We start from the raw sequence: 11,359 nt of genomic DNA, 5'->3' as shown, positions 1-11,359 counted from the left end.
CTCATTTTTTTAAGAATGCCGGGCCAGGCCCGGCGGTTCCGCGTTGAACAATTAGCGCAGCGCCAGCTGAAAGATCATCGTTTCTGCCTGGCAACTAAAAGTAAAATCTGCATCCAGCTGCACGCCGTCCGGCTTCTCTTCGAAACGGCCGACGATATCGCAAGGTTCGGATTCCACCTGGCGCGCCTTGCCGATAAGCTCCTGCAGGGCGGCTTCAGCCTGCTGGCGATTTTCGTACAGGTGACGCCAGCTGGCTGTGCAGTCGGTGTTATCCATGATAGTACCGACATCCACACAGCAACAGGCGGCGGTTTCGTTGGCGCTACATTTATTGATGGCGTGGGTCATAAGATCCTCCGGTTAGCGGCCGCTCGGGGCGGACTTAAGGTCATAATGCTTTTATTCTACGCCTGCCCTTTTTTTCTGTCCGGTGATTCAGTGAATAAGCGTCATCCGGTAATGAAAATCAAAGATAAATTTGATCTGAAACAGGCTAGACTCAACGCCGCCTGTTGTGACTCGCAGGTTTTTGTTAAGCAGATCGCTTTTTATTGATCAATTTAGAAATATTTATAAAACAATATTGCAACAACTACAGGGGCCAGACCTATACTGGGGCCACTGGTCTGATTAGTTAGCCGTCTTTCAGCCCCTCTGTAGCGTCCTGCCGTTGCCTGCGTAACGGTATTAATAAAATCAGATAAAGAGGTTGTGGTCATGAACCATAAAAACCTGTTTGCGAAGTCTGCTCTTGCAGCCGCAGTGGCCATTGTTTCTTCCCATGCTTTTGCAGCCGGCTTTCAACTTCATGAATTTTCCTCTGCCGGATTAGGTCGTGCCTATTCTGGCGAAGGCGCAATGGGCGATACCGCCGCTTCCGCCAGCCGTAACCCGGCGACCATGGCGTTGATGGATCGTCCAATGTTTTCGGCAGGCGCGGTTTTTATCGATCCGGGCGTCAGTATTGACGGCACCAGCAGCCTGTCCGGCCAGAGTCTGAACGCGGACAATATCGCGCCCACGCAGTGGGTGCCCAATCTCCATTACGTGCAGCCGCTAAACGACCAGTGGTGGCTGGGCGCGTCCGCGACCGCTAATTATGGACTGGCGACGGAATTTAATAATGATTACGCCGCCGGGCCGTATGCCGGTAAAACGGATCTGCAAACCGTTAACTTTAACTTAAGCACCGCTTATAGACTGAATCAGCATTTCAGCTTTGGCGTCGGCTTTGATGCCGTCTATGCGCGCGCGAAGATTGAACGTTACGCAGGCGAAGCGGGCCGCGCGCTGGGCTTTCCAACCGATACGCAAATTGCGCACCTGAAGGGCGATGAGTGGGGCTACGGCTGGAACGCGGGCATCCTGTACGAAGTGGATGAGGATAACCGCTTCGGCTTTACTTACCGTTCCGAGGTTAAAGTCGATTTCGACGGCGACTATAAAAGCAGCATTCCGGGCGCTATCAACCCGCTTAATCAGGCGCTTAACCTGGGCCTGCCCTATGGCACCAGCGGATCGACCATTCCCGGCGCGCTGACGCTAAACCTGCCGGAAATGTGGGAAGTCTCGGGCTACCATAAAGTTGCCCCGCAGTGGGCCGTACACTACAGCCTGACCTATACCAGCTGGAGCCAGTTCCAGGAGTTGAAGGCCACCGGCAGCGGCGGTCAGACGCTGTTCTATAAGGAAGAGAGCTATAAGGATGCTTACCGCCTCGCGCTGGGCACGTCCTACTTCTACGATGATAACTGGACGTTTCGCGCCGGTATCGCGTTTGATGACAGCCCGGTACCTGCCGATCAGCGCTCCATCTCTATCCCCGATCAGGATCGCCTGTGGCTAAGCACCGGCGCGTCCTACGCCTTTAATCAGGATGCGTCCGTGGACGTGGGGCTTTCTTATATGCACGGCCAGCACGTCACGGTAGAGGAAGGCCCCTATACTTTCCGTTCCACCGGCAAAGCCTGGCTTTACGGCGCTAACTTTAACTACAAGTTCTGAGGCTTAAGCCAATAAAAAAGGCCCGATTCGGGCCTTTTTTGCAAACAGCATGCGGCAAATCAGTTGGCGTCGATATCGTCCAAATCGCCCTGAATGGCGGCGGCGTTCGGGTTTTCCTGCGGGATCAGCTTGCCGTCGCTGGCAAGGAAATCGTGGCGCTGGAAATAGGCCGCGCGGACAAAGGCATAGGGATCTTTGCTGTTGTGCAGAATAGCGTCGGAATCCAGCAGCTGCGCGCGGGTTTCCACGCCTTCCAGCGCCCACTTACCGGCGGTCATCCACCAGGTCAGCCAGCTCAGCGGTGCATAAAGATCGTCGACCATGCCGCCCACGTCTTCACGCGGCGTAAAGCTGCCGTAGCCCGGCAATTCAACATAGGTGCCATAACCCACGCCATAGTTGCCCAGCGTGCTGCCGAAACGGCGCGGCTCTTCCTTCGCCAGCGTCGGGTTGGCCATGCCGGCCACGTCGATAAAGCCGCCCAGACCCAGAATGGTATTCAGGAAGAAGCGGTTAAAGTGGATCATCGCTTTATAGGGCTTGCCCTCAATAAAGTAGTTCACCATGGTAGACGGCTCGCTCAGGTTGCCGAGAAAGTTGCTCAGGCCGCTGCGCGCGGGCACCGGCACGTAATCGCGCCAGGCGACGGCGACGGGACGAACAACATAGGGATCCAGCACGTTGTAATTAAAGTCGAACATCGTGCGGTTGAACCCTTCCAGGGGATCGGAGCGCCCCTGGGGTTCATCCGCCGTCTGCGAACTGGCGCAGCCAATCAGCAGTACGCTGGCCAACGCCACGCCCATCACGCGGTAGTTCATCTCTCTCTCCCTGTTAAATCAAGCCGACTACGGCTGCTGTTGGTTAATCTCAACGGCCAGCTGTTGATGACCATCGAAAGGCGTGACCGCGCTGGCACCGAACCAGTCGCCGGCCTGCGGATTGGCGCTGCCGTCTCGCGAGATGCGCACGCGCACCTGAACCTGATGCTGCGCCGAGAGCAGACGCTCCGGCATCATGGCGTTGCTGTCATCCAGCGTTAGCGAGAGCGGGAAATGGCTCAACGGCACTCTTTTCACCGCCACCGGCACTTTCGCCACGCCGTCGGAAACAGAAATATAGAGCATGCCGCCTTCGGGCAGCTGCTTTTCCGCGCCGGCGGCCAGCGTCACGGTCAGCGCCAGGCGGCTGGTTTGTCCGCCGGACTCGGTTTTAGCCTGCTCGATGCTGCGGCGGATCGCCGCCACCCGCTTATCGTCGGCCGGTAACAATTGTAACATCTTTTGCCAGACCGCTGTGGCCTGCGCGTAACGCTGCTGGCTAAAAGCATTAAATGCCAACAGGCTGAGCAGGCGAATATTGTCGCCGTCGCTTTTCACCATCTCGTTGAGCATAGCCGTTGCCTGGCGATTATCCTGCGGATCCTGCGAGCGCGTCAGGGCATCGGCGTAGCTTAGCTTTACTTCCGGATCCGTGGGAGCAAGCTGCATGGCGCGGCGAAAAGCCTGGGTTGCCGTAGCGGCGTTGTTCAGCACCATGCCGATACGGCCCAGCATCAGCCAGTCGCTTACGTTGCGCGGATCCTGTTGCAGCGAGGTGCGGATCCCCAGCCCAAGCCGGGCCAGCTGTTCCATTGTCAGCGGCTTTGCCTGCGGATCCATCAGCTGCGCCCGCAGCGCGGGCAGTTCGTTATTGACCTGCTGCCAGGCAAGCACCTGCGCAAAGCCGCCGGTTTTGAAATAGACGCCCAGGCTGACGACCACCAGAATCACCACGCCGGGCAACAAGACCCAGCGGCTGAGCGCGCGCTCGTGGGTTGGCGCTTCCTGAGGAATGTCCAGCAGCAGCGTCTGCTGTAGCTCGCGGATCATCTCCGCGCGCTCTGCCACGACGCCCTGCGCTTCGTCCTGCTCCAGCTCCTGAAGGCGCTGATGGTAAAAAGTTTTGTTCAGCGTGTCACGGTCTGTCGCCAGCGCCGCGCGCTTGCGGCCTCCGGCGATCAGCAGCAGCGTACTGGCGGCCACCAGTAAAGCCAGAACGGTGAGCCAGAATTCACTCATGGTTGCTTCCTGTTATTTAACAGCGCGTCAAGCCGCGCCTGCTGCTCCGCATCCAGCCCGGAACCGGTGCGTTTTCTGCTGCGTAGTACCATCACCACCGCGCCCGCGACTACAAACAGCACGGGGCCAGCCCACAGGATCAGCGTGGAGGCCATCACCGGCGGCTCGTAAGTGACGAAATTACCGTAGCGCGCCACCATCCAGGCTTTGACCTGCTCCGGCGTCTGGCCGCTTTGCAGCAGCTGATAAACCTTCAGCCGCATATCGGCGGCAATCATCGCGTTTGAATCCGCAATGCTGTTGTTCTGGCATTTGGGGCAGCGCAGCGATTCCGTCAGATGCCGGTACTGCTGCTCCTGGGTTACCGATGAGAATCGGTAGGTGTCTATGTTGTCCGCCAGTACGCCGAAAGAGAAGATCAGTGCGGCGAGAAGTAAAACGCGTTTCATTGGCCTGCTTCCTTGCTGTATTTATCCCACAATGGCTTTACTTCGCTGTTCCATACCCGGTCGTTCATATCCCCGGCGTGGCGATAGCGAATAATCCCTTTGCCATCGATTAAAAAGGTTTCAGGCGCGCCGTAGACGCCCAAATCAAGCCCCAGCATACCGTCGCCATCGTAGAGACTCAACGCATAAGGATTACCCAGCGAGTTGAGCCAGTTAACGGCCTTGCTGCGATCGTCCTTGTAGTTCAGCCCCACGACGCGGATGCCCTGTACCGCCAGCGTATTGAGATACTGGTGTTCGGCGCGACAGGTAGGACACCAGGTCGCCCAGACGTTGAGCAGGATCGGTTTACCGTCATGCAGTACCGACTGGTCGTAGATTTTGCCGGGCCTGTCCAGCGATTCCAGCCGGAAAACCGGTACGGGCTTGCCTACCAGCGCCGATTCCAGCTTTGTCGGATCGTCGCCGTTGGCGTTGCGGGTGAGTTGCCACATCAGCGCGGCGGCCAGCAGCAGAAACAGCGCCAGCGGAATATAAAGGGTCTTTTTCATGCCGGCACCTTTTTACGCGAGCGATAGCGCGGATCGAGCAGGCATAATATGCCGCCGGCCGCCATAAACAGGCCACCGAACCAGATCCAGCGCACGAATGGTTTGTAATAGATACGCACCGCCCAGGAATTATCCTCCAGCTCTTCGCCCAGCGCCGCGTAGAGATCGCGCGTAAAGCCGCCGTCGATTGCCGCTTCGGTCATCATAGTGTGCGCCACGCTGTAGTAGCGCTTTTCGGCATGCAGCGTTGCTTCATGCTTGCCGTTGCGCGTTACGTCGATGATGCCCACGCCGCCGGTGTAGTTTGCGCCCTGTAGGTTACGCACATCGCGAAAGATAAAGTGATAGTTATGGATATCAACCGTATCGCCCGCACGCATACGGACATCGCGCTCCACGCTGTAGTTCTGGCTGAAAGCGATGCCGATAACGGTCACGGCGACGCCAAGATGCCCCAGCACCATGCCCCAGTGGCTGCGTGAAAGGTGACGCAGCCCGGTGAAAAAGCGATGGCGATGGGTAGCGCGCTCGTGCAGCTCCATCAGCGTCAGGAAGATAACCCACAGCGACATCAGCAGTCCCACTACCGTCATCGCTTCAATGCTGTCCTGCATCAGCCACGGCAGCAAAATGGACAACGCCAGCGTGGCAACCAGCGCCAGCGCCAGCCGCTTCCACAGCTTTTGCGGCTCGTCGCGACGCCAGCGCACCAGCGGCCCGATGCCCAACAGCAGCGCCAGCGGCGCCATCAGCCAGGTGAACAGCGTATTAAAGAAAGGTTCGCCGATAGAGATGCTGCCCAGGCCCAGCTGCTTGTGCACCAAAGGCAGCAGCGTGCCGAGCAGCACCACCAGCATGGCGGCAATCAGCAGAATATTGTTGCCCAGCAGGAAGGATTCGCGCGACCAAAGCTCGTTCTGTACGCGGCCGCGCACCTTGCTGCCTTTGATGGCGTACAGCAGCAGCGAACTGCCGATAACGATCACCAGAAAAGCCAGGATAAACATGCCGCGCGCCGGATCGGAGGCGAAAGAGTGCACCGAAATCAGCACGCCCGAACGCACCAGGAACGTCCCCAGCAGGCTGAGCGAAAACGCGGTGATAGCCAGCAGCACCGTCCAGGCCTTAAAGGTGCCGCGCTTTTCCGTTACCGCCAGCGAGTGGATCAGCGCCGTACCCGCCAGCCACGGCATAAAGGAGGCGTTTTCTACCGGATCCCAGAACCACCAGCCGCCCCAGCCAAGCTCGTAATAGGCCCATGCCGAGCCGAGCACGATACCGACGGTCAGAAAAACCCAGGCCGCCGTGGTCCAGGGACGCGACCAGCGCGCCCAGGCGGTATCCAGCCTGCCCGTCATCAGCGAGGCGATGGCAAAAGCGAAAGCCACGGAGAAGCCGACGTAGCCCATATAAAGCAGCGGCGGATGGAAGATCAGGCCGATATCCTGCAGCATCGGGTTAAGATCGCTGCCGTCGATCGGGAAGTCAGGCAGCGTGCGGGTAAACGGGTTTGAGGTCAGCGTGATAAACAGCAAAAAGCCAAGATTGATCATGCCCATGACGGCCAGCACGCGGGCCACGGAATCCAGCGGCATCGCGCGGCTGAACAACGCGACCGCCAGCGTCCAGGTGCTGAGCAGCAGCAGCCACAGCAGCAGCGAACCTTCGTGCGCGCCCCAGGTCGCCGCAATGCGGTAGTAGACCGGCAGTAGCGTGTTGGAGTTGGTGGCGACGTAAGCGACGCTGAAATCATTCACCACAAAGGCGTGCACCAGCACGATAAAAGCGGCGAGCACGCAGGCGAACAGCGCGTAGCTCAGCGGCCTGGCCAGCCCCATCAGCCGTCTGTCCTGACGGGAAGCGCCCCACAGGGGATAGATGCTCAGCAGCAGCGCCAGCGCCACGCCCAGTGCAAGCAGAAAACTGCCGATTTCCGGTATCATGGCTGGTTCACCGCAATCTTATGGTTCTTTTTCATCGCATCCTCAATTTCCGGCGGCGTGTATTTTTCATCATGCTTCGCCAGCACTTCTTTCGCTTCGACCAGGTTGCCCTGCTCCAGCACGCCCTGCGCGACTACGCCCTGCCCTTCCCGGAACAGATCCGGCAGGATGCCAAGATAGCTCACGCTGACCACGCCGTTAGCGTCGTAGAGTTTAAAGGAAACCTGTAACGTGTTGGGATCGCGCTTGACGCTGCCGGGCATCACCATGCCGCCGACGCGCAGACGCTGGCCCGGCGTCGGTTTTTGCTGGCTTTCGCCTTTGCCGTTCAGGATTTCGCTGGGGGTGTAGAACAGATCGATATTCGAACGTAACGCATACATAACCAGCGCGGTCGCCAGCCCGAGTCCGGCCAGGATGGCAATCGCTACGAGCAGGCGATTTTTACGACGGGTATTCACGATGATGCTCCCTGCTTTTTCATTTTTGCCGCTTTGATGCGGCGCTCCCGCGACTCGCGCTGGCGAATGTCGGCCAACAGCCGCCGACGGCTAATGATGGTGTGCAGCACCAGCGCGCCCAGCGCCATCAGCGTGCAGGCGACGGCAAGCCAGACGTAAAAGGCGTAGCCGCCCATCGCCCAGAAGGCCTGCCAGGATGAGAAAGCCGTCATTGGCGCGCTCCTTTTTCCGCCACTTCCCTTACCCAGGGACGATGGCGCTCGCTCAACAGCAGCAAATTACGCAGACGCATCAGCGTCAGCGAGATAAACAGCAGCCAGAAGCCCGCAATAGCCCAACGTAAAGGCGTGCGCATGGAAGGCGCTATCGCCTGTTGGAAGACGCCGGAAGAGCCCTGATGCAGCGTATTCCACCACTGCACCGAATAGTGGATTATCGGCAGGTTTACCACGCCCACCAGGACAAGGATGCCGGCCGCCCGGCCCGCCATACGGCGATCGTCAAAGGCGTTATAAAGCGCGATTACGCCCATATAGAGGAACAGCAGCACCAGTTCCGAGGTCAGGCGCGCATCCCAGATCCACCAGGTTCCCCACATCGGCTTCCCCCAGGCGGAGCCGGTGACCAGCGCGATAAAGGTGAACACCGCGCCGACGGGCGCCATCGCCGCAGCGGCAAGATCGGCCGTTTTCCACTGCCAGACCAGGCCGGTGAACGCGGCAATCGCCATGGCGGCGTAGATACCCATTGACCACATCGCGGCGGGAACATGAATATAAATGATGCGATAGCTGTCGCCCTGCTGATAGTCGGACGGCGCAAAACCAAATCCCCATATCCAGCCGGTGGCTAACGTAACCGTCGCGGCAACTGCAAACCAGGGCAGCAGGCGACCACATAACTGGTAAAGCCTGTCGGGCTTCCCTGACTGATGTAACCATTTCCACATTGTTAATTGCTCATCTAAAAAGAAACGCGTTTCTGTCTGTTATTGTTAGTGTACGCTAACCCGCAGTGCCGCAGCCGTAGCGAAAGGCGCCAGTGTTGCGCTGGCGACCAGCATCGCGCCGAGGATGGCCAGCTGGCCGTTTATCGCCAGGCCCATTCCCGCAGCGTCAATGGCCGCCGAGGCGAAAATCAGTACCGGCACCGCCAGCGGCAGCACCAGCAGGCTCAGTAAAACGCCGCCGCGTCGCAGCCCGACCGTTAATCCTACGCCTATCGCGCCCAGGAAACTTAACGTCGGGGTGCCCAACAGCAGAGAAAGCGCCATCGCACGCCAGGTGGCGAAATCCAGCGACAGCAGCAGCGCCACCAGCGGCGAAAGCAGCAGCAGCGGCAGGCCGGTCACCAGCCAGTGCGCGATCACTTTCCCCAATACCGTTATCGGCAGCGGCGTCGGCAACAGCAGCAGCTGTTCCAGCGAACCATCGATAAAATCATCGCGAAACAGCCTTTCCAGCGCCAGCAGCGAAGAGAGCAGCGCCGCGACCCAGACAATGCCCGGCGCGATACGCGCTAATAGCTGCGGTTCGGGACCAATCCCCAGCGGAAACAGCGTAATAACGATCAGGAAAAACCACAGCGGATTAACCACTTCCGCGCCGCTACGAAAAGCCACGCGCAGCTCCCGCATAATAATGCGTCCGATCATCATCCCGCCTCCGTGACGGAAAGCCGAATTTTGCGCACGCGCTGCGCCGATCCCGGCAGCTCCTGATGGGTGGTCAGGATCACTGAACCGCCATTATCGGCATGACGGGCAAACAGCGCCATCAGCTTTGTCACGCCTGATTTATCTATAGCGGTCAGCGGCTCATCAAGGATCCACAGCGGGGAACGGCTCAGCCAGAGCCTGGCCAGCGCAACGCGACGCTGCTGTCCCGCGGAAAGCTGCGCGACAGGCACCTCTTCATATCCCGCCAGGTCGACCTCTTCCAGCGCCTGCCACAGTTTTTCTTCCGGCTCCAGCGCATGAAAAAATTGCAGATTTTCCCGTGCGGTCAGCACCGCTTTCACGCCGGGCTGATGCCCCAGATAGAGTAACGCGCGGTGCCAGACTTCTCGCTGTTTGCGCACAGGCTGCTGCTGCCAAAGCACCTCGCCCTGCTCAGCCCGGCTTAAGCCCGCCAGAATGCGCAGCAGCGAGGTTTTTCCCGCGCCGTTGGCGCCTTCTATTTGAACGATATCGCCTGCGGAAACGGTAAAACTGAGTTCGCTGAACAGCATACGTTCATCACGAACGCAGGTCAGATTGTGGGCCTGGAGCATCAGGTGGCATCGCGCTTGTTAATAGTGCGTGAAATAGTACCACAGCTGATAATGGTATCGCAGCCTGCGCGGTATCACTGGATGCTTAAGTTGCCGCTATTATGCCCTGTGCAGGCCGCTTAATGGCGAAAAATGCCGCTTCGTTAAATCCTTGTTACGTTTATTCTGAAACGCAGTTACATTTCAGCAACGCTAAAACCCGCTACGCTTAGGCAGAGTGTCGATTACGGGAGCAGGAAGAATGAAAGAAGATAATGTGGAAGTCGAGAGTGAAGAACGTGAAGGAGAAGAGATAGAGGTGGATGAGGAAGCGCTGCCCTCGCGTGCGGCGGCTATCCATGAGGAGATACGCCAGGACGGCGAGAAAGAGCTGGAGCGCGACGGACTGGCGCTGCTGTTTTCGGCTATCGCTGCGGGGCTTTCTATGGGCGCCTCGCTGATGGCGAAAGGGATTTTTCAGGCGCATCTTGACGACGTGCCCGGCGCTTTTCTGTTGGAAAATCTTGGCTACACCTTTGGTTTTATCATTGTCATTATGGCGCGCCAGCAGCTGTTTACAGAGAACACCGTGACCGCCGTACTGCCGGTTATGCACAAACCAACCGGCGGCAATCTGGTCCTGCTGCTGAGGCTGTGGGCCGTAGTGCTGTTCGGCAATTTGATCGGAACGGCGCTGGCTTCGCTGGCCTTTACCCATATGCCGATCTTTGACGATGCCACGCGGCAGGCTTTTGTGGCTATCAGCCAGAAAGTGATGGAAAACACGCCGGGCGAGATGTTTGCCAATGCGGTGATCTCCGGCTGGATTATCGCTACGATGGTCTGGATGTTTCCTTCCGCCGGCAACGCGAAAATTTGGGTAATTGTGCTGATGACCTGGCTGGTGGCGCTGGGCGACCTGGCGCATATCGTGGTGGGTTCGGTAGAAGTCCTTTATCTGGTCTTTAACGGTCTTATCAGCTGGCAGGAATTTTTATGGCCTTTTGCTCTTCCTACGCTGGTCGGCAATATTATCGGCGGCACCTTTATTTTTGCACTGATTAGCCACGCGCAGATCCGCAACGATATGAGCACCCGCGCTAAAGCGGAGGCGAAAGCGAAAGCCGAAGCGAAGAAAAAGCGTGATAAGAAAGAGAAGGCTGAAGAGGGTTAACCGGCTGGCGGCAAGCCGCTAAAGTTATCGCTAAGCGGCAGTCGTCTCATAGGGGGCGCTGCCGTTATCGGCGGGCAGTTCAGAAAAAGCATCCAGCTATGGGGCGGCTTTAGCTGAACAGCGCAAAAGTGTGCATATAGAAATTGCTGGCGAAAGCGACATAGGCCAGCCAGACCAGCATGATAAGACCGAGCGACAGTTTCAGGGACATAGCGACCTCTTTTATGAGCTAAACAAACGAGTAACCTTGCTTGAATTCGCTTTACATTAGTCCTCTGTCAGATCGCAGTTCTTGATCCAGCGCAACTATCTTCCACTAATCGGCTAACGGCTTCTTTGCTCAACCTTGTTCAGATCAACGTTAATCACTCAGCGGCCAGCTTACTCAGCTACTCAGCTACTCAGCTACTCAGCTACTCAGCTACTCAGCTACTCAGCTACTCAGCTACTCAGCTACTCAGCTACTC

At 57.9% G+C, this 11,359-nt stretch carries 13 protein-coding genes; 2 read left to right on the top strand and 11 right to left on the bottom strand.

Features of this window, described 5'->3' with window-relative positions:
- Positions 1 to 51: 51 nt before the first annotated feature.
- Positions 52 to 348, bottom strand: a complete 297-nt coding sequence (locus tag ACMGEE_RS10995; protein ID WP_253459680.1) for a YfcZ/YiiS family protein — start codon at positions 346 to 348, stop codon at positions 52 to 54.
- 369 nt (positions 349 to 717) lie between these two features.
- On the opposite strand from ACMGEE_RS10995, the gene fadL reads away from it, so the two are divergent.
- The gene (gene fadL / locus ACMGEE_RS10990; RefSeq protein WP_253459678.1) at positions 718 to 2,004 is read left to right on the top strand and encodes a long-chain fatty acid transporter FadL; all 1,287 of its coding nucleotides are present in this window, start codon (positions 718 to 720) and stop codon (positions 2,002 to 2,004) included.
- Positions 2,005 to 2,063: 59 nt separating this feature from the next.
- On the opposite strand, the gene mlaA is transcribed toward fadL, so the two are convergent.
- From mlaA to ccmA, 10 genes are read right to left on the bottom strand one after another with little or no spacing between them, the layout of a single operon-like run.
- Positions 2,064 to 2,825, bottom strand: a complete 762-nt coding sequence (gene mlaA / locus ACMGEE_RS10985) for a phospholipid-binding lipoprotein MlaA (protein WP_253459676.1) — start codon at positions 2,823 to 2,825, stop codon at positions 2,064 to 2,066.
- 27 nt (positions 2,826 to 2,852) lie between these two features.
- Complete coding sequence (ccmI, locus tag ACMGEE_RS10980; protein ID WP_436830038.1) at positions 2,853 to 4,064, bottom strand: c-type cytochrome biogenesis protein CcmI; 1,212 nt, start codon at positions 4,062 to 4,064, stop codon at positions 2,853 to 2,855.
- Entirely contained in the window at positions 4,061 to 4,513 is a 453-nt protein-coding gene (locus ACMGEE_RS10975) for a cytochrome c-type biogenesis protein (protein WP_301251960.1), read from the bottom strand. The genes ccmI and ACMGEE_RS10975 overlap by 4 nt, the downstream gene beginning before the upstream one ends.
- The gene (locus tag ACMGEE_RS10970; protein ID WP_253459670.1) at positions 4,510 to 5,064 is read right to left on the bottom strand and encodes a DsbE family thiol:disulfide interchange protein; all 555 of its coding nucleotides are present in this window, start codon (positions 5,062 to 5,064) and stop codon (positions 4,510 to 4,512) included. The genes ACMGEE_RS10975 and ACMGEE_RS10970 overlap by 4 nt, the downstream gene beginning before the upstream one ends.
- Positions 5,061 to 7,007 (bottom strand): heme lyase CcmF/NrfE family subunit, encoded by a 1,947-nt coding sequence (locus ACMGEE_RS10965; RefSeq protein ID WP_253459668.1) that lies wholly within the window; start codon positions 7,005 to 7,007, stop codon positions 5,061 to 5,063. The genes ACMGEE_RS10970 and ACMGEE_RS10965 overlap by 4 nt, the downstream gene beginning before the upstream one ends.
- Positions 7,004 to 7,468, bottom strand: coding sequence for a cytochrome c maturation protein CcmE (ccmE, locus tag ACMGEE_RS10960; RefSeq protein WP_301730521.1), 465 nt, complete (start codon positions 7,466 to 7,468; stop codon positions 7,004 to 7,006). The genes ACMGEE_RS10965 and ccmE overlap by 4 nt, the downstream gene beginning before the upstream one ends.
- Entirely contained in the window at positions 7,465 to 7,680 is a 216-nt protein-coding gene (ccmD, locus tag ACMGEE_RS10955; protein ID WP_301251963.1) for a heme exporter protein CcmD, read from the bottom strand. Before ccmD ends, ccmE begins: the two co-directional genes overlap by 4 nt.
- Entirely contained in the window at positions 7,677 to 8,417 is a 741-nt protein-coding gene (locus ACMGEE_RS10950; RefSeq protein WP_253459661.1) for a heme ABC transporter permease, read from the bottom strand. Before ACMGEE_RS10950 ends, ccmD begins: the two co-directional genes overlap by 4 nt.
- A gap of 45 nt (positions 8,418 to 8,462) precedes the next feature.
- Positions 8,463 to 9,122 (bottom strand): heme exporter protein CcmB, encoded by a 660-nt coding sequence (gene ccmB, locus ACMGEE_RS10945; protein ID WP_253461261.1) that lies wholly within the window; start codon positions 9,120 to 9,122, stop codon positions 8,463 to 8,465.
- Positions 9,122 to 9,739, bottom strand: coding sequence for a cytochrome c biogenesis heme-transporting ATPase CcmA (ccmA, locus tag ACMGEE_RS10940; RefSeq protein WP_253459658.1), 618 nt, complete (start codon positions 9,737 to 9,739; stop codon positions 9,122 to 9,124). Before ccmA ends, ccmB begins: the two co-directional genes overlap by 1 nt.
- 241 nt (positions 9,740 to 9,980) lie before the next feature.
- Here ccmA and ACMGEE_RS10935 point away from each other — a divergent pair, with 241 nt between their 5' ends.
- Complete coding sequence (locus ACMGEE_RS10935; protein WP_436830037.1) at positions 9,981 to 10,892, top strand: formate/nitrite transporter family protein; 912 nt, start codon at positions 9,981 to 9,983, stop codon at positions 10,890 to 10,892.
- Positions 10,893 to 11,359: the final 467 nt, after the last annotated feature.

The organism is Erwinia artemisiae (assembly GCF_051400835.1).
In the GTDB taxonomy this organism is placed as follows: Bacteria; Pseudomonadota; Gammaproteobacteria; order Enterobacterales; family Enterobacteriaceae; genus Erwinia; species Erwinia aeris.
This window is presented reverse-complemented; position numbering and strand designations above follow the sequence as displayed.